16 protein-coding genes and 4 tRNA genes are annotated in these 18304 nt (G+C 59.6%); 3 read left to right on the forward strand and 17 right to left on the reverse strand.

Features of this window, described 5'->3' with window-relative positions:
* Window positions 1–233 precede the first annotated feature (233 nt).
* Window positions 234–890 carry a trypsin-like peptidase domain-containing protein gene (locus tag CAF65_RS13080; RefSeq protein ID WP_085716644.1) on the reverse strand — a complete coding sequence of 219 codons (657 nt, stop codon included), beginning with the start codon at window positions 888–890 and terminating at the stop codon, window positions 234–236.
* Between the two features lie 343 nt (window positions 891–1233).
* Between CAF65_RS13080 and CAF65_RS27940 the strand changes: the two genes are divergently transcribed.
* Complete coding sequence (locus CAF65_RS27940; RefSeq protein ID WP_143492101.1) at window positions 1234–1428, forward strand: hypothetical protein; 195 nt, start codon at window positions 1234–1236, stop codon at window positions 1426–1428.
* Window positions 1429–2083: 655 nt separating this feature from the next.
* Here the strand turns inward: CAF65_RS27940 and CAF65_RS13090 are convergent.
* Window positions 2084–2365, reverse strand: a complete 282-nt coding sequence (locus CAF65_RS13090) for an excalibur calcium-binding domain-containing protein (protein WP_085716646.1) — start codon at window positions 2363–2365, stop codon at window positions 2084–2086.
* Window positions 2366–2544: 179 nt separating this feature from the next.
* On the opposite strand from CAF65_RS13090, the gene CAF65_RS13095 reads away from it, so the two are divergent.
* Complete coding sequence (locus tag CAF65_RS13095) at window positions 2545–2808, forward strand: tyrosine-type recombinase/integrase (protein WP_085716647.1); 264 nt, start codon at window positions 2545–2547, stop codon at window positions 2806–2808.
* A gap of 113 nt (window positions 2809–2921) precedes the next feature.
* On the opposite strand, the gene CAF65_RS13100 is transcribed toward CAF65_RS13095, so the two are convergent.
* Window positions 2922–2998 (reverse strand) — tRNA-Val (locus CAF65_RS13100).
* Between the two features lie 184 nt (window positions 2999–3182).
* Between CAF65_RS13100 and CAF65_RS13105 the strand changes: the two genes are divergently transcribed.
* Window positions 3183–4466, forward strand: a complete 1284-nt coding sequence (locus CAF65_RS13105) for an FAD-binding oxidoreductase (protein ID WP_085716648.1) — start codon at window positions 3183–3185, stop codon at window positions 4464–4466.
* Between the two features lie 55 nt (window positions 4467–4521).
* Here CAF65_RS13105 and CAF65_RS13110 read toward each other — a convergent pair whose 3' ends face one another.
* From CAF65_RS13110 to accD, 14 genes are all read right to left on the reverse strand, one after another.
* Complete coding sequence (locus CAF65_RS13110) at window positions 4522–5493, reverse strand: XdhC family protein (RefSeq protein ID WP_085716649.1); 972 nt, start codon at window positions 5491–5493, stop codon at window positions 4522–4524.
* Between the two features lies 1 nt (window position 5494).
* Window positions 5495–6733 (reverse strand): cytochrome c, encoded by a 1239-nt coding sequence (locus tag CAF65_RS13115; RefSeq protein ID WP_085716650.1) that lies wholly within the window; start codon window positions 6731–6733, stop codon window positions 5495–5497.
* 2 nt (window positions 6734–6735) lie between these two features.
* On the reverse strand, window positions 6736–7275 hold the full coding sequence (locus CAF65_RS13120; RefSeq protein WP_007982256.1) for a (2Fe-2S)-binding protein: 540 nt from the start codon (window positions 7273–7275) through the stop codon (window positions 6736–6738).
* Window positions 7268–10099 carry a xanthine dehydrogenase family protein molybdopterin-binding subunit gene (locus CAF65_RS13125; protein ID WP_085716651.1) on the reverse strand — a complete coding sequence of 944 codons (2832 nt, stop codon included), beginning with the start codon at window positions 10097–10099 and terminating at the stop codon, window positions 7268–7270. The genes CAF65_RS13120 and CAF65_RS13125 overlap by 8 nt, the downstream gene beginning before the upstream one ends.
* 415 nt (window positions 10100–10514) lie before the next feature.
* Window positions 10515–10591: transfer RNA gene (locus CAF65_RS13130), tRNA-Asp, on the reverse strand.
* A 105-nt stretch (window positions 10592–10696) separates the two neighbouring features.
* Window positions 10697–10773 (reverse strand) — tRNA-Asp (locus CAF65_RS13135).
* Between the two features lie 53 nt (window positions 10774–10826).
* Window positions 10827–10902, reverse strand: a tRNA-Val gene (locus CAF65_RS13140).
* Window positions 10903–11077: 175 nt separating this feature from the next.
* Window positions 11078–11854: an SDR family oxidoreductase gene (locus CAF65_RS13145; protein ID WP_085716652.1), complete on the reverse strand. Its 777-nt coding sequence runs from the start codon at window positions 11852–11854 to the stop codon at window positions 11078–11080.
* Entirely contained in the window at window positions 11851–13062 is a 1212-nt protein-coding gene (locus CAF65_RS13150; RefSeq protein ID WP_085716653.1) for an O-succinylhomoserine sulfhydrylase, read from the reverse strand. The genes CAF65_RS13145 and CAF65_RS13150 overlap by 4 nt, the downstream gene beginning before the upstream one ends.
* An 81-nt stretch (window positions 13063–13143) precedes the next feature.
* The gene (purF, locus tag CAF65_RS13155; protein ID WP_008016246.1) at window positions 13144–14649 is read right to left on the reverse strand and encodes an amidophosphoribosyltransferase; all 1506 of its coding nucleotides are present in this window, start codon (window positions 14647–14649) and stop codon (window positions 13144–13146) included.
* 41 nt (window positions 14650–14690) lie between these two features.
* On the reverse strand, window positions 14691–15251 hold the full coding sequence (locus CAF65_RS13160) for a CvpA family protein (protein ID WP_085716654.1): 561 nt from the start codon (window positions 15249–15251) through the stop codon (window positions 14691–14693).
* A 98-nt stretch (window positions 15252–15349) separates the two neighbouring features.
* A complete protein-coding gene (locus tag CAF65_RS13165) occupies window positions 15350–16030 on the reverse strand; it encodes an SPOR domain-containing protein (protein WP_085716655.1) in 681 nt (226 codons plus the stop codon).
* Entirely contained in the window at window positions 16014–17321 is a 1308-nt protein-coding gene (gene folC, locus CAF65_RS13170; protein WP_085716656.1) for a bifunctional tetrahydrofolate synthase/dihydrofolate synthase, read from the reverse strand. The genes CAF65_RS13165 and folC overlap by 17 nt, the downstream gene beginning before the upstream one ends.
* Window positions 17318–18238 carry an acetyl-CoA carboxylase, carboxyltransferase subunit beta gene (gene accD, locus CAF65_RS13175; RefSeq protein WP_085716657.1) on the reverse strand — a complete coding sequence of 307 codons (921 nt, stop codon included), beginning with the start codon at window positions 18236–18238 and terminating at the stop codon, window positions 17318–17320. The genes folC and accD overlap by 4 nt, the downstream gene beginning before the upstream one ends.
* Window positions 18239–18304: the final 66 nt, after the last annotated feature.

The following is an 18304-nucleotide window of genomic DNA, read 5'->3' on the forward strand; positions in this document are numbered from 1 at the left end:
TGAGCCACCCCCATCTATTGGACTGAACCAAACAAAAGGCACCCGCAAAGCAGGCGCCTCTCACCGGATCAATATGGAAAAAACACGCTGACAGTATCGCCCGGGAAGACCCAGGGCTACGAAACCCTGTCCACCTGAAGATCACCTTGGGCGCGGCTCTGCATGAGCCAGACCGCCCAGCAGAGTGGATCTTGCTTGTCAGTCACGACGACTCATTGTTTGACAGCTGAAAGTTACTTCACCACGTACTTCGCGCCGTGCGGATCGTTAAGTTTTGCCTGCAACATCCCCCACTCGCGCTGAATGATCGAGTAAGGAATGAAGATACTGATCCTCTCAGCCCCCTTTACGCCGGGGTGATCGCTCACATCGTTCAGTGTGGTTGAGTAGAAGCCGACATTGATGCCGACAATACAGCCGTCGCTGGCGAGGACCGGCCCACCTGACATGCCCTTGACCAGCGGGGCATCGTGGATGCCATAGAGATCACCGCTGTGTTCATCGGCATTGATGAACGGCGTTTGATACACCCTGCCTTTCCCCGCAGCGGTCATGAGGTAAGGACTCGCCCCAGCGGCAGTTATGCTCTCGCCCACACGCGGTGCGCGCCATGATGGGTAGTGGCCGTTGGCCTTGTGCTGGATGAAGACGAGATCGCAGCCTGTGCTGCAACTGTACTTCACGTTGGGGATGAACGGAGTGTGGCGGGTGGTTACGGCGTAGTCCTCGTTCCATTGCACGGCCGAGGCCATGTATAGATACGGCACAGGGAAGCCCGAATAGACTGGAAAATATGAATCATTAGTTGGCCCCGAAAAGTCGGGTTTAACGATGCCGTTGCATCCTGCAGTTACAGCTCCAATTAAAAAGTAGGCCATGATTTTGATCATGATATATCACCGACTTAATAGGGAGAGTGTGACTGTTTTTTGTTGTCAGTATTTTGACTTTTATCGGGCTGCAGTACTCCTCGCCACTTGTTCTAGTTGGACGTTTTCTTACTTATGGCTGAGATCGCAATGACGCGTATGAATAAATCGCACTAAGGTCAATCGCTTTTCGAACAACTGCAGAAGTTCAAATATTTGGCGCCTGAAAAACGTTAAAGATGAGAGAAGAAAACGAGAACGCCTATAGACCCCTTCGTTAATGGCGCCTACCTGAATCAATCGCTATCCCCCCACAAGAGCGACAAGAAGCCTGATAAAACGACTACTCCCCACGAAATGCATAGTGCTGGACTTATCGGCAAATGGAACTGAACGCGTTGCAAGCGATGAAGAAGCCCTTGCAAGGTTAAACAAGGAACTTGGTAACTATAAAGGGTTGCGCATGCACCTCAGTGGACCACAAGCAAAATTCAAGAAAGTTACCAAGGGAGATAACTTTTTCAGCCAGCAAGAAATCGTTGTTACTGCCCCCAAGTAATGCATCCTGATTGATGCCCGATATCACAGGGACATGCGACTATCTATCAAACGAATTTCGGGAGGTTCGCCCAGGAATGAGTTGAAAATGGCAGTCACCTCAACCACTACATCGCGAGGCATATGGAGATATAGATCGGCTCCCTCTGTATCCATTTCGCGGTTGATACTTCTCTCACGCTCGCCTGACAAGTGACCAGCGCAATCTGTCCTTGATCGCAGGCTATCGGTGATAGTGAGAATTCGTTGAACATGCGCCAGGGCAAGTTGGGTGCGCGCCCTTTCATGAACCACGCCGCTGGCGCCGCCACTGACTGGCACTGGACAGTCGCCGCTTGAATCGGCGGTGTCGAGCTGGACTGACAACCGCAGATCGCCAGCGGCAAGGCGATCACGCCGTCAACTACTTCAGGAGGGGAGCTACGTTTAAAGCAACCGGCGAGGCGAACAATTAAACGCTAGCTGAATTGCTCAGCCAATCGCCTTCATCCTGTCTGAATTGGTGCCCACCCTGACCAGTTGCTGGCCATTCAGTAATCCATCTGAAACACACCAGGCCGGGCGAGCGATGCTGACTTTACCCAGAGCAGCGCCAAGTGTCCCGAACTCAAAGCTGAACAAAATTAACATTGAGCCTGCCGATGAACGGCGAATAGTCACCCGCACCACTGCGTCTCACAGGGTACTCCGTCGTTGTCGCCGTCCATTTTCACCCCTGGACAATTTTGCAGAAAGTTCTTGGCCTCTACGCACGAGGTCATCTGCGAACAATATTTGCGTCCATCACATTTGAATGGGGCCGAAACGGGTTTCGGTGCAGTCGCGACTGCAGAAGTTCCTTTTGGATTCGACTGCTGTGCCTCAGCCCAGGACTGTAATTCAGGGGAAAACTTCCAAGCCAGCAGACCAACAACAAGCACAACCAAAATCAGCTTCATTTTGATCCATCCATGATGAGAGACCGTTTGCACTCTCACGTTGCCTGCTTTACAGCGTAAACCACTAATCCACATACAGCCCGCCGGTGAACGGCAGTCGGGGCCCCGGGAAGACGCAAAACCACTCGCCGAAGGCGCGTAAACGCACCCAACTGAACACCAAGCTACACTGGAACGCAGTGACGTCGGAGTACCCGACCAAATCGCTTACCCAGGCGTGGGACGATTCGAAGGCCAACGAAGATTTGCCGGCCGGTGAGCGCCCTGCTTTCCACGAAATCCGCGCACTCGGTTCCTGGCTGTACGAGCAACAAGGTTTTGAGCAGGAATACATTCAGGGCCTGATGGGGCACGCCGACGTGAAAACGACCGAGCACTATCAGGCTTGGCAGAGGAATGATGAAGTGACTTACATGAAGGTGACGGCTGACTTGAACCCTTGAAAAACGGTTCGTTTTCCCGAATCGCTTCCAACGTCTTTCCAAATGGCAGACAACAAAAAAGGGCCCACCTTTCGGTGAGCCCTTCCAGACCGCCCAGCAGAGCGGATTTTGTTTGGTAGGCGCGATTGGACTCGAACCAACGACCCCCACCATGTCAAGGTGGTGCTCTAACCAACTGAGCTACGTGCCTGCTGTGAGGCGGCATTCTACGGAATTCCGGAGGGGTGTCAACACCTTTTTTCGAGCTAACCCTATGAATATGCAAAATATTTAATTTCACGGGTACGAAGAAGATTTTCCGGGTGGCTGGCGGCCGATTTTCAACTCGGGTAGGATCAACGCACTCGTAAAATATATTAAACAGAGGCTGCAGGATGGCGAACACCCCCTACCCAGAGTCCTACTACGCCGCATCGGCCAATGCGGTTCCGCCGCGCCCGGCGTTGCAGGATGACGTCGAGACCGATGTCTGTGTGATTGGCGCCGGTTATACGGGGCTGTCCTCTGCCCTGTTCCTGCTGGAGAACGGCTTCAAGGTCACGGTGCTCGAGGCCGCCAAGGTGGGTTTCGGGGCGTCCGGGCGTAATGGCGGCCAGATCGTTAACAGCTATAGCCGCGATATCGATGTGATCGAGCGCACGGTCGGCCCCAAGCAGGCTCAGTTGCTGGGGCAAATGGCCTTTGAAGGTGGCCGGATCATTCGTGAGCGCGTCGCCAAATACAACATTCAGTGCGATCTGAAAGACGGTGGCGTGTTCGCCGCCATGACCGCCAAACAGATGGGTCATCTCGAATCCCAGAAGCGCCTGTGGGAGCGTTTCGGACACACCCAACTTGAGTTGATGGATCAACACCGCATCCGCGAAGTGGTGGCGTGCGATCAATACGTGGGCGGCATGCTCGACATGAGCGGCGGACATATCCATCCGCTCAACCTGGCACTGGGAGAGGCGGCAGCGGTCGAGTCCCTGGGCGGAACGATTTACGAGCAGTCGCCGGCCGTACGCATCGAGCGCGGCGCCACCCCGGTCGTGCACACACCACAAGGCAAGGTCAGAGCCAGGTTCATCATCGTCGCCGGCAACGCTTATCTGGGCAATCTGGTGCCGGAACTGGCCGCCAAGTCGATGCCTTGCGGCACTCAAGTGATTACCACCGAGCCACTGGGCGAAGAACTGGCGAAGGCCCTGCTGCCTCAGGACTACTGTGTCGAGGACTGCAACTACTTGCTCGACTATTACCGCCTCAGCGGCGACAAGCGCCTGATTTTCGGGGGTGGAGTGGTATACGGCGCGCGGGATCCGGCGAACATCGAAGCGATCATTCGACCGAAGATGCTCAAAGCGTTCCCGCAGCTCAAGGACGTGAAAATCGATTACGCGTGGACGGGCAACTTCCTGCTGACCCTGTCGCGCCTGCCTCAGGTCGGACGCTTGGGCGACAACATCTACTATTCCCAGGGCTGCAGCGGCCATGGCGTGACCTACACGCACCTGGCGGGCAAGGTTCTGGCCGAAGCCCTGCGCGGCCAGGCTGAGCGTTTTGACGCGTTTGCCGACCTGCCCCACTACCCGTTCCCAGGCGGACAAATGCTGCGTACCCCGTTCGCGGCGCTGGGTGCCTGGTACTACGGATTGCGGGACAAGCTCGGCGTGTGACCGACAGATGCAAAAAGGGGCCGCTATGTGCGGCCCCTTTTTATATGGCGATGCTTTACAACCGGTCGCGCGCGATACCGCTACGAATCCGCAGGATGTCCGCCAGTACCGCCAGGGCAATCTCTGCTGGCGTCTTGCTGCCCAGGTTCAGCCCTATTGGTGCATGAATCCGCCCCAACTCGACCTCCCCCAGCCCACCAATGCGCCGCAACCGCTCGAAACGCTTCTGCGAGGTCTGCATGGAGCCCATCACGCCGATATAGAACGCCTCGGTGCGCACCGCCTCCATCATCGCCAGGTCATCGATACGCGGATCGTGGGTCAAGGCCACCACCGCTGTGTCGCTGTGGCAGCCGCCATCGGCAATGAACACCGACGGCAGTTGGCGGCGAATCTCCACGTTTTCCAGCACGACGCCGTCCAGCACTTCGTCTCGCGGGTCACACAGGATCACTTCGAAACCCAGACCCACGGCAAACTCTGCACAAGCCTGAGCGACACTGGAGTAGCCGGCCAGCAGCAAGCGCTGAGCCGCGCCGACACGCACACGCACCCGATCGATTTCACGCTCGATACGCAGCCCCTGCTCGCGATCATCGAACAGACTGCGCGCACCGCTGAGCAGATCCACTTCGCGGATCAACCGACGCCGACCCAACAGTGCCGACTCCAGCTCGCGCAGATGCGCTTGCACCTCGCAGTCGGCGTCAAGCTTCTCGACCAGCACATCCAGCACCCCGCCACACGGCAGGCTGACGCGGGAGCGCGGATCGTCGCCTTCGCCGTAACGAACAACGCAGACCGGCTGCAGAAACGCGCCCTCGGCGACTCGCTCGAGAAAATCTTCCTCGACACAGCCCCCCGACAGCGAGCCAACCCAGCGTCCATCAGTGTTCACCGCCAGCAGCGAACCCGGTGCGCGTGGTGCCGAGCCGTAAGTGGCCAGCACCGTACACAGCCAGATACGCTGACCGGCCGCCGACCACTCAAGCGCCCGGCGCACGACTTGCAGATCGAGATGCTGCATATCAGTGCGCCTTGTGCTCAAGCGGCGGTGCATCGGCCCGCAACTTCTGCACGTCGTTCACCGCCAGATCATTCGGCTGACCGCCCCATCCCTGGCGCAGGTAGTTCAACAGATCCGTGAGTTGCTCGTCGCTCAACTTCTCGGCGATCCCTGGCATCGGCTGCATGTGTTCAAAACCGGAGAATTTCTGCTCACCGATGCCGTCGTCGATCACCCGCACCAGGTTACGCGGATCTTCCAGGCGCAACGTGGTGTTGCCACGCATGGCCACGGCGATGTGCGGTTTGCCCTCGCCGCCCGGCGCATGGCATCCGGCGCAGACATTCAAATATTCCTGACGGCCACGCTGAGCGCTTGGGCTCAGCTTGCCCAAAGGCACTTCGGTGAGCACTTTCGCCGCTGGTGGCTGATCACCAAGCAGGAAAGTCGCCATCGCTGCCAGATCCGGATCGCTGAGGCCCTGGGTGCTGTTGTGGAACACCGGGAACATCTCGTTGAACATCGTGCCCTGGGCGCTCATGCCATGCTTGAGGAACGAGCTCAGGTCCTGATGATTCCAGCCACGGGCCGCCAGGTCAGTGGCCAACAGACTCGGCGCCAGATAACCGTTGAGAATGCCGCCGGTCATACGCTTGTCCTGCTGCATCGCACCCGGCAAGCCGCGCGGCGTATGGCATTCGCCACAGTGACCCAGCACGTCGACCATGTACTGACCGCGCTTCCAGGCTTCGCTCTTGCCCTCGCCAGGCTCCAGTTTCACGTCCTTGCCGTACATCATGTTCCAGCCCATCAGGCCCAGGCGCACGTTGAACGGGAAACTCAGGCTGGTGACCGGCGCTGCACGCTCGATCGGTTCGATGGTTTTAAGGTAGGCATGGATCGCGTCGGAGTCTGCACGGGGCATCAGGTGATATGAGGTGTACGGCATCGCCGGATACAGGTTTGCGCCATCGCGGCGCTTGCCTTCGGTCAGCGCGGCAAAGAACTCATCATCACTGTACAGGCCGATGCCGTGCTCTTTACTCGGGGTGATGTTGGTGCCGTAGATCGTGCCGAACGGCGAAACGATCGGCAGACCACCCGCATAGGGCGCGCCGCCCGGTGCGGTGTGGCACGCCATGCAATCGGCGCCGCGGGCGAGGTATTCGCCCTGCTTGACCTGCGCATCATCGGCGTGGGCCAGCAACACAGGCGCAGCCAGGCCGACCGCCAATGCCAGGCGGGAAAGTAGAGACTTCATGCTTAACCCTCCTTGACCAGGCCGAGATCGGTCAGCACATTGCGCGTGGCGCTGTAGTAGCGCACGTAGCCGGTGCAACGGCAGATGTGATGACCGAGGCTGTCCTCGATGACTTTTTCCAGCTGGCTTTTGACGATGGGCTGACGCTGCAGCTTTTCCACCAGCACGGTCGCGGCATTCACGAAACCCGGCGCACAGTAGCTGCACTGGAAGGCGAATTCATCGACGAAGCGCTGCTGGATCGGGTTCAGCTCGGTGACCTTGCCCTGCTCGTCGCGGGTGGCATGGCCTTCGATGGTCCGAACCTTCTTGCCTTCGAAATAGTGCGCGCCAGTGATGCAGGTGCGCACTTCTTCGCTGGTGCCGTCGGGGTTGTCGACGATCACCACGCAAGCGTGGCAGATGCCCTGGCCGCAACCCAGGCGCGAACCGGTGAGGTTCTTGTACTCATGCAGGTAGTCGATCATCGGCAGGTCATCAGGGATGTCCACCGGGCCGACGGATTGACCGTTGAGGGTCAGTTGAAGCGGACGGTTAGCCATTGAGGGCCTCCTTGATGCGTGCAGAAGTGATAGGCAGGTCGCGGACACGTTTACCGATGGCATGAGCCACGGCGTTACCGATGGCACCGACCACCGGAATCATCACCACCTCGGCGATGCCCTTGGACGGGTCGCTTGGCGACAGTGGCGGCAGGATGTCCGCCGTCTGTTTCCACACAGCAACGTGGCGCGCCATTGGCAGGCGGTAACGGTTGAAGTTCCAGTCGCCCTCCCCCGGGCCGCCTTCATACAGTGGCATCTCTTCCATCAACGCATGGCCGATGCCCATCGCGATACCGCCTTCGAGCTGGCCCTTGACCAGTTCTTCCACCAGCACTCGACCGCACTCGACCCACGAGTGATGGTTGAGCACCGACACTTCTGCCGACCCCTTGTTGACCTTCACTTCCACCAGCGTCGCGACCGGGCTGTAGTAAGTCACCGCCGCATTGTTCAACTGAGTTGCCGGGTAGGCGATGTTCTGCCGATCCAGCAAATGGAAACCAGCGCTGCTCATCTGCGCCTTCTTCGCCTTTGGCGCACCGTCACCGTACTTGACCGCCAACCCATCGAGCGGCAGACGCTCACGCACGCCGTCAATGCTGAACTCGGCCTCGGCCCAGCTCCAGCGGTTGAAGCCATGCACGGTCGCGCCAGTCACCAGCCCGCGTTCGTGGGCGCGCTTGGCCAGCATCGCAAACGGCAACGGTTCCATGCCGTTGGCGGTGAGTTTGCCGTCGACCCAATGGGCGTCTTCGCGGCGCACCACGTATGGGTTGGCCTGGCCGCCGTAAGGGCCTTGTCGCCAGATCTCCAGCGCCGCCGGCCACAGACCGTGGTTGAACAACACGCGCGCAGCTTCACGGGTGGCATGGCTGAAGTAGTAGGCGGAGTTGGTCGCCGACGACGCCGAAGCGATTTTGCCGACCCAGCGCGGGTTACGCAGGAAGCCGTCCTGCTCGGCCTGGCTCATGATGTATGGGTTGCCGCCAGTGATCAGCTGCATTTCCTTCCAGTCGGTTTCGCCGGTCTTCACTTCGTGCGCAGGCAGGCCGAGGAAGTCGGCCACTACCATCGCTTGTGAAGTGGACATGCCGGTGCCGATCTCGATACCAATGTGACGCAAGTTGATGCGCCCTTCAGCGGTGAACTCGATGCTGGCCATCGGCGCTTCCGAACCGGTACCGAAGTCTTTCTGGCAGATGGCGAAGCCGATGCCGTACCAGTTATCCGGATCGGCGGCTTCGCGCTGCTTCTTGATCGCGTCGCGGTTTTTCCAGGTGTCGTGGACGGCCGCCTTGTCGAGAATCTCGTGCAGGCGCAAGGCACCGGCCGGGATTGCGCCCTGGGTGTTTTTCATGCCCGAGCGCAGTGCGTTTTTGCGGCGCAGCTCAATGGCATCGACACCGAGGCGATCGGCGATTTCGTCGACCATCATTTCGGTCGACGCCATGCTCTGCAGGGTGCCGTAGCCACGCATCGACCCGGCTTCTACCGCGCGGGAATGGTAAGCCGTGACCTGCAGATCGTTCTGCGGCATGTAGTAGATCGATTGTGCTGCCGTGGCGCCCACTGCAGCCACCGAAGGGCTGTAGTTGATGCGCCCGCCACCGTCGACGCTCATTTCAGCGCGGAAGATCTTGAAGCTGTAGTCGTTCTTGTCCACCGCCAATTGATAGCGAATGTCGAACGGGTGACGCTTGATACCGCTCTGGAACTGCTCATAGCGGTCGTTGGCCAGACGCACCGGCACACCGGCGCCGTACAACGCCGCCAGCGCTGCGTAGTAGACGAAAATGTTGTGGTCCTTGGAGCCGTAGCCGACGGTATAGCCCGGGTGCATGTTCAGGTTGGCCAGGCCAAAGCGCGACGGCGCGATCATCTTCGCGGTTTCGGTCGCCGCCTCCAGCGGGCATTGGGTGGCAACCACGAAATTCAGGGTCTTGGTGGCCGGGTCGTACCAGCCGTTGCCGTTGTCCGGTTCCATGGCGGCCGGTTCGATCGACGGGGTCTTGTAGCGCTCATCGAACACCAGCCAGTTTTCCGGCGGCGCATCGATCTGCTGTTTCATGCGCTCGGCATAAAACAACCCACGCTCGGTCAGATTACCGTGCAGGTTCGGCTGGGCATTCCACACCGGACGGCGATTGCGCAGCATCGGGAACAGGATCGAATCCTTGAGGCTGGCAAACTCGTCTTCGTCCGCCGAGGTCGCTCCGCCAACGCGTACGTAGCGGAAGCTGCCGTACGGATCGCCTTCATAGAACGGCACCTGGGCACCGTAACGAATTGCCTTGTCATTGAACTTGAGTTGGTTCTTGGCCTGACGGAAACGCTCGAAATCGTTCCAGATCAGGATCGCCACGGGGTGCCCGATGAACATCGGCACCTTGCCGGCCGGCAGCAATGGATCCGGAGCGTGCTCCTCAGGGAACACGATACCGTCCTTGACCAAGTCTTCGGCGGTAACGATGCGGTCCGGCTGCAACCCGGCACCGAGCCACGACAGATCGATACCTGCAAAGATGTGGTCGGCCTTGATGGTTTTGAGCAGCATGGCGTGGCCCTGTTGCTGCGGCCAGCCCGGCATGTCCTTGGCGCGGATGTCGCGGGCAAAGACTTTGCTGCCGCAGACCTTGGACAAGGCATCGTTACGGGCGCGCGCCTTGCCATTGTTGCCGAGCCACTGCTCGGACGGCACGGTCACGCTGTTTTCCATCAAGGCAGCCAGCGCCTGGCTGCTCAATGGCGTGAGCGTCACGCTCACACCCGCTACCAGCCCGCCCTGAAGGAACGAGCGCCGGGATATATCACGGTTGGACATGGATCATCCTTTGGGCGGTCATGGAATCCGCCCTTCTGATTATGTACTGGAAATCTCGAGTCTTGCAGAAGCCCTTCTGGACGTGGCAAAGGGCTGTAATGACAGTGCAAAGCTGACCGAAAGGTTAAGTTTATAGGCTTACGACCTTGCGGAAAACCAAAAACTGACCAAAAGATCAAAAAACCGCGACTTTTTGGCGCAGGGCATTGAGGGTGTCGACGGACGACGAGAACAAGATTTGCCCGATTCGGGGACAGGCATTCAGAAAGGACTGACAGGAAAGATACAGGAAGGGAAAAATCAAATTTCAGAAACAAAAAACCCCGGTCTTTCGACCAGGGTCTTTGCTATCGACTCGAAGCAGCCAGTGGCTTCTTCGTAGCTCCAAGGCGTTCAGTTGGCCTTGAGGCAGATATGGCGCAGCGGACGGGACTCGAACCCGCGACCCCCGGCGTGACAGGCCGGTATTCTAACCGACTGAACTACCGCTGCGTATCGCTTTGAGCAGATGCTCAAGTAACTCGTCTGATTAAAAGCTCCGAGACTTTTCAATCTCTCTTTCAATCTCGAATCAGGGCATCCCCGACTCGGAAAATATGGCGCAGCGGACGGGACTCGAACCCGCGACCCCCGGCGTGACAGGCCGGTATTCTAACCGACTGAACTACCGCTGCGCGTCGGTGGAGGCATTTCAGCCTACCTCTTGCTTTCGCAAGTTTCTCGGGAGTGGTGGGTGATGACGGGATCGAACCGCCGACATTCTGCTTGTAAGGCAGACGCTCTCCCAGCTGAGCTAATCACCCGTTTGCATCTCCGAGGCCGCGAAATTTACGCAGGTAACGAACCTAAGTCAATACCCTGCTTGAAGTTTTTCTGAAAAAGACAAAATTCTTTCAATCGGGAGCGCATCTACTCCAGTCAGACTGCTTGCTCGCGAAGACGGTGGCACATTCAAGACCGGTCGGCGCCAATGCCGGATTACTCGCTATAAATCATCTTCTTGGTCATGCCGCCATCGACCACGAATTCCTGACCGGTGACAAATCCGGCATTCCTCGACAGCAGCCAGGCCACCATCGCCGCGACATCCTCAACCGTCCCCACCCTGCCCGCCGGATGCTGGGCATGATCAGCCTCGGTCAATGGCTCGGCACGCCGCACCGAGGGGTCGCGCGCATCGATCCAGCCAGGACTGACGGCATTGACCCGAATCTCCGGGCCAAGACTGATGGCCAACGCGTGAGTCAGGGCCAACAGGCCACCCTTGCTCGCCGCATAGGCTTCCGTATCGGGTTCCGACTGCCCGGCGCGGGTCGAGGCCAGATTGACGATCGAACCGCTGTGAGCCCGCAGGTACGGGGCGCAGTGCTTGGCCAACAACATCGGACCGCTGAGGTTCACCGCCAACACCCGATTCCAGTGAGCCAGATCCAGGCTTTCCAGCGTGATGTTGTGCGGATCGGCAACCGCCGCATTGCAAACCAGCGCATCCAGGCGCCCGAACTGACCGAGCACCTCGGCCACGCCCAGCGCAACCTGCCCTTCGTTGGCGACATCCATGGCGATGAACCAGGCGTTGTCGCCCAGCACTTTCGCCACTTTCGAGCCACGCTCCCGGTCCAGATCCGTCAGCACGACTTGCCAACCTTCGCTGATCAGCCAGGCCGAGATCCCCAAGCCAATGCCCCGCGCAGCGCCGGTCACCAGCGCAACGCGACCATTTGAGCCTGTGCTCGGTGCAGACAACTCGATCACAACGCTGCCAGGCCGCGCGCCAGATCGGCTTGCAGGTCCGCCACGTCCTCCAGGCCGACCGCAATGCGGATCAGGCTGTCACGAATGCCCGCCGCTTCACGCTCTTGCGGCGCCAGGCGGCCATGGGACGTGGTGCTCGGGTGCGTGATGGTGGTCTTGCTGTCGCCCAGGTTGGCGGTGATCGAAATCAGGCGCGTGGCATCGATAAAACGCCAGGCACCCTCTTTGCCACCCTTCACCTCAAAGCTGACGACAGCACCAAAACCCTTCTGCTGACGCAGCGCCAGTTCGTGCTGCGGATGACTCTTGAGGCCGGCGTAATGGACTTTCTCGATGCCTTCCTGCTGCTCCAGCCACTCGGCCAGTTGCTGGGCGTTGGCGCAATGCGCTTTCATCCGCAGGTTCAGGGTTTCCAGACCCTTGAGGAAGATCCAGGCGTTGAACGGGCTCAGGGTCGGCCCGGCGGTACGCAGGAAGCCCACCACTTCTTTCATCTGCTCGCTACGACCGGCGACCACGCCGCCCATGCAACGGCCCTGGCCGTCGATGAACTTGGTGGCCGAATGCACGACGATGTCTGCGCCCATTTTCAGCGGCTGCTGCAGTGCCGGCGTGCAGAAACAGTTATCGACCACCAGCATCGCGCCCTTGGCATGCGCGATTTCCGACAGAGCTGCAATGTCCACCAACTCGGCCAACGGATTGGATGGCGATTCGACGAACAGCAGCCTGGTGTTGGCCTTGATTGCCGCATCCCAACCGGACAGATCGGCCAGGGCAACGTAGTCGACTTCGATGCCGAAGCGCTTGAAGTACTTTTCGAACAGGCTGATGGTCGAGCCGAAAACGCTGCGCGACACCAGCACGTGATCACCGGCACTGCACAGGCTCATCACCACGGCCATGATGGCCGCCATGCCGGTGGCCGTGGCCACGGCCTGCTCGGCGCTCTCCAGCGCGGCGATGCGCTCTTCGAATGCGCGCACGGTCGGGTTGGTGTAGCGCGAATAAACGTTGCCCGGTACTTCGCCAGCGAAGCGCGCAGCGGCGTCGGCGGCGGTACGGAATACATAGCTGGAGGTGAAGAACATCGGATCACCGTGTTCGCCTTCCGGCGTACGGTGCTGACCGGCACGTACGGCCAGGGTATCGAACGCTACACCTTCGAGGTCGCTATCCAGCCGACCGGCATCCCATTCCTGACTCATGCTGTCACTCCTTGCCCTGCTCTTGATAGATGAAAGTCTTTTTGCCAGATACAAAACCGGCCCCTCAGGGCCGGTAGAAACTCAGTTGTTGTACAGATCGATGATCGCACTGACTGCCTGCGTCTTGACCTTGGAGGCATCGTTGCGTGCCTGCTCGATCTTGTTCAGGTAAGCCTCGTCGACGTCGCCGGTGACGTACTGGCCATCGAACACCGCGCAATCGAACTTGTCGATCTTGATCTTGCCGCCACCGACCGCTTCGATCAAGTCAGGCAGGTCCTGATAGACCAGCCAGTCGGCGCCGATCAGGTCAGCCACGTCCTGAGTCGAGCGGTTGTGGGCGATCAGTTCGTGGGCGCTCGGCATGTCGATACCGTAGACGTTCGGGTAGCGAACCGCTGGAGCCGCGGAACAGAAATAAACGTTCTTCGCGCCGGCTTCGCGGGCCATCTGGATGATCTGCTTGCAAGTGGTTCCGCGAACGATGGAGTCATCCACCAGCATCACGTTCTTGCCGCGGAATTCCAGCTCGATGGCGTTGAGTTTCTGGCGTACGGATTTTTTCCGCGCTGCCTGGCCCGGCATGATGAAGGTCCGGCCGATGTAGCGGTTCTTCACGAAACCTTCGCGGAACTTCACGCCCAGGTGGTTCGCCAGTTCCAGCGCCGCGGTGCGGCTGGTGTCCGGAATCGGGATGACCACGTCGATGTCGTGATCCGGACGCTCGCGCTGGATCTTCTCGGCGAGTTTCTCACCCATGCGCAGACGGGCCTTGTAGACCGACACGCCGTCGATGATCGAATCCGGACGCGCCAGGTAGACGTGTTCGAAGATGCACGGGGTGAGGGACGGGTTGGTCGCGCACTGACGGGTGTACAGCTTGCCCTCTTCAGTGATGTAGACCGCTTCGCCGGGAGCCAGGTCGCGAATCAGGGTGAAGCCGAGCACGTCCAGGGAGACACTTTCCGAGGCGATCATGTACTCGACGCCTTCGTCGGTGTGACGCTGGCCGAAAACGATCGGGCGGATGCCGTGCGGGTCGCGGAAACCGACGATGCCGTAGCCGGTGATCATCGCTACGACGGCATAACCACCGACGCAACGGTTGTGCACGTCGGTGACGGCGGCGAACACGTCTTCTTCGGTCGGCTGCAACTTGCCGCGCTGAGCCAGCTCGTGCGCAAACACGTTGAGCAGCACTTCCGAGTCGGAACTGGTGTTGACGTGGCGCAGGTCAGATTCGTAAATCTCCTTGGCCAGTTGTTCAACGTTGGTCAGGTTACCGTTGTGCGCCAGGGTAATGCCGTAAGGCGAGTTGACGTAAAACGGTTGAGCTTCAGCCGACGTCGAGCTACCCGCGGTCGGATACCGCACATGACCAATGCCCATGTGGCCGACCAGGCGCTGCATGTGACGCTGCTGGAACACGTCACGCACCAGACCGTTGTCCTTGCGCAGGAATAACCGGCCATCATGGCTGGTCACGATACCGGCAGCGTCCTGGCCGCGGTGCTGGAGGACGGTTAGCGCGTCATACAGCGCCTGATTGACGTTCGACTTACCGACGATACCGACGATGCCACACATGCGACGCAACCCCTACTTAATGGATCTGAACTGAGCACTACTCACTGAGGCGTTTTGGCCATCGGCAAGAGTTGCTCCTTGAACGGAATATCAGCGGGTACGCTGATTCCGCTGGCAAGCCACTGACTGCTCCACCCGAGGATCAGGTTTTTGGACCAGTCGGCGACCAATAGAAATCTTGGCACGAGCTGTGACTCTTTCCACCACCCGTCCTGCTGTACCGGCCCCAGGCTCAACAGCCCGACGGCGATAACCACCAGCAACCCGCCACGCGCGGCGCCGAAGGCCATGCCGAGGAATCGGTCGGTCCCGGAGAGCCCGGTGACGCGAACCAGTTCGCCGATAAGATAATTGATCATTGCGCCTACGATTAAAGTGGCGACAAACATGATGGCACAGCCCGTTATTATACGGGCCGACGGTGTTTGAATGTACCCGCCGAGGTACTCGGACAGTGAACCACCGAACATCCAGGCCACGACTCCTGCGATGATCCAGGTCACCAGCGACAGTGCTTCCTTGACGAAGCCGCGGCTCAGACTGATCAATGCGGAGATGGCGATGATTGCTACGATCGCCCAGTCAACCCAGGTAAATGGCACAGTGCAGCCTACAGACGGATAAGGCGGCGCATTTTAGCAGAGCCCATGCTTATCGGTAAGCTGCGATTGTCAGTGCATTTCATATCGGGGCGATAGTTTTAGCCACGTTCCGGCTGAAAACGCACGACAAAACCCTTGAGGTTCTGCTGGCGGTTGAGCAAGTCACGCAGACGGTCGGCTTCGGCGCGCTCGATCAACGGCCCGACAAACACCCGGTTTTTGCCGTCGGCGGTACGGATGTAGGCGTTGTAACCCTGGCTGCGCAGGGTTTTCTGAAGATTTTCTGCGCTTTCACGATTCGACAGGCTCGCCAGTTGCACCGACCAGCTGACAGACAAGCCATTGGCATCGACACGGCTTTGCGTGGTGTCCGGCTTGCCCGGAGCCGCCGCGATGGGCTGGGCAGGCGTTGTCGCAGGCTTGGCAGCCAGGGCCGGTGCTGGTGCTGGTGCTGGCGGCGGTGTAACCGGTTTGGCAGCCGCAGCGGTAGCCGGAGCTGGAGCCACCGGCGCAGTTGGCACCGCCGGCGCTTCCTGCTGGGCGATTTCGTCATCGCTCGGCACGGGCTCCTGAGGCAAGGCTTGCGGCTCAGGCACCACTACGGGCTCGACCCTCACCTGAGGCATCACAGGCGCCTGCGGAGCCGCAGGCGCGTCAACCGTCACCTGGCGCTGCTCGTCCTGGCGGGAAAACAGCATCGGCAGAAAAATCACCGCCAGCGCAACCAACACCAGGGCGCCAACCATGCGCTGCTTGTATGCCTTATCCAGCAATGCCATTTGCCGCGTCCTCCGTGGAGCGCCGGGCCAGCCATTCAAGGGCCTCAGCGACACAATAAAATGATCCGAACAACAGGATTTCGTCGTCGTTCGTGGCCTGGGCACACTGCCCTTCCAGGGCGGCCGCTACACTTTCGTATGACGTGACCGAAGCACCCAGACCTTGCAACGCATTATGCAAATCCGCAACCGGACGCGCCCGAGGCGAATCCAGAGGTGCGACAGCCCAGTGCTGGACACTAGCATTCAACTCGCCGACAACACCACCCAGGTCCTTGTCCGCCAGCAGCCCGAACACCGCCAATCGCTTGCCGACCGGCGGGCGACTGGCCAGGCGACGAGCCAGATACTCCGCCGCATGGGGGTTATGCCCCACATCCAGCAATAGATTCAAGCGTTTGCCTTGCCACTCGAACTTACGGCGATCCAGACGACCGACCACCCTGGTTGCCCGCAGTGCCTCGATGATCTGCGCATCCACCCAAGGCAAGCCGAGCAACAAGTAAGCCTGCAACGCCAGCGCAGCGTTTTCCATCGGCAGATCGAGCAGTGGCAGGTCGCGCAACTCGACTGCCTGCCCTTGCGCATCGACACCGCGCCACTGCCAGTTGTGATCGGTCATGCCGAGATCAAAATCGCGTCCACGCAGGAAAAACGGGCAATTGAGCTCGCGCGCCTTGTCCAGCAAAGGTTGTGGCGGACGCAGATCGCCGCAGAGCGCAGGCGCGCCCTGACGGAAAATACCGGCCTTCTCGAAGGCCACGGACTCACGGGTATCACCGAGATAATCCGCATGATCGACACCAATACTGGTAACCAGCGCCATGTCGGCGTCCACCACGTTGACCGTATCCAGACGACCACCCAGACCGACCTCCAGCACCACGGCATCGAGCCCGGAGCGCTGGAACAGCCAGAATGCCGCCAGGGTGCCCATTTCGAAGTAAGTCAGGGAGGTATCGCCGCGCCCGGCCTCTACCGCAGCAAAGGCCTCGCACAGCTCGGCATCAGTGGCTTCGACGCCATTGACCTGCACCCGCTCGTTGTAGCGCAGCAGGTGCGGAGAGTTGTAGACACCGACTTTCAGGCCTTGCGCGCGCAGCAGGGACGCCATGAACGCACAGGTAGAGCCCTTGCCGTTGGTGCCGGTGACCGTGATCACCCGAGGCGCCGGCTTGCCCAGTCCCATGCGGGACGCTACCTGTTGCGAGCGCTCCAGGCCCATGTCGATGGCCGAAGGGTGCAACTGCTCAAGGTAGGCGAGCCATTCGCCAAGGGTACGTTGGGTCATAGGTTGGCAGGCACCGGTGGAACGACGATTTTCTCGACTGGCGCGGCGACGAACTTCGGCGTCGGCAGGCCCATCATTTGCGCCAGCAGGTTGCCCAGGCGCGGACGCAGCTCCTGACGGTCGATGATCATGTCGATGGCACCGTGCTCCAGCAGGAACTCGCTGCGCTGGAAGCCTTCCGGCAGTTTTTCGCGCACGGTTTGCTCAATCACACGCGGACCGGCAAAACCGATCAACGCCTTCGGCTCACCGACAATCACGTCGCCCAGCATCGCCAGACTGGCGGAAACGCCGCCGTAGACCGGGTCGGTCAACACGGAGATGAACGGAATGCCTTCTTCACGCAGACGAGCCAGTACCGCGGAGGTCTTGGCCATTTGCATCAGGGAAATCAGTGCTTCCTGCATCCGCGCACCGCCGGAAGCCGAGAAGCAGACCATCGGGCAACGTTTTTCCAGGGCGTAGTTGGCTGCGCGAACGAAACGCTCACCGACGATGGCGCCCATCGAACCGCCCATGAAGGAAAACTCGAACGCCGAAACCACGATCGGCATGCCCAGCAAAGTGCCACTCATGGAAACCAGCGCGTCTTTTTCGCCGGTCTGCTTTTGGGCAGCGGTCAGGCGGTCCTTGTATTTCTTGCCGTCGCGGAATTTCAGACGGTCAACCGGCTCCAGGTCCGCACCCAGCTCGGTACGGCCTTCAACGTCGAGGAAGATGTCGATACGGGCGCGGGCGCCGATACGCATGTGATGGTTGCACTTGGGGCAAACGTCCAGGGTCTTTTCCAACTCCGGACGATACAGCACAGCCTCGCAAGACGGGCATTTGTGCCAAAGACCTTCAGGCACCGAGCTCTTCTTGACCTCGGAACGCATGATCGAAGGGATCAGTTTGTCTACTAACCAGTTGCTCATGCTTTCTTTCTCCAGTACCGGCGGCCCGAACGCTCTGGTTCGCAGCCCCGTGTATGCCCTAGCGCT

It is taken from the genome of Pseudomonas sp. B28(2017) (assembly GCF_002113025.1).
In the GTDB taxonomy this organism is placed as follows: Bacteria; Pseudomonadota; Gammaproteobacteria; order Pseudomonadales; family Pseudomonadaceae; genus Aquipseudomonas.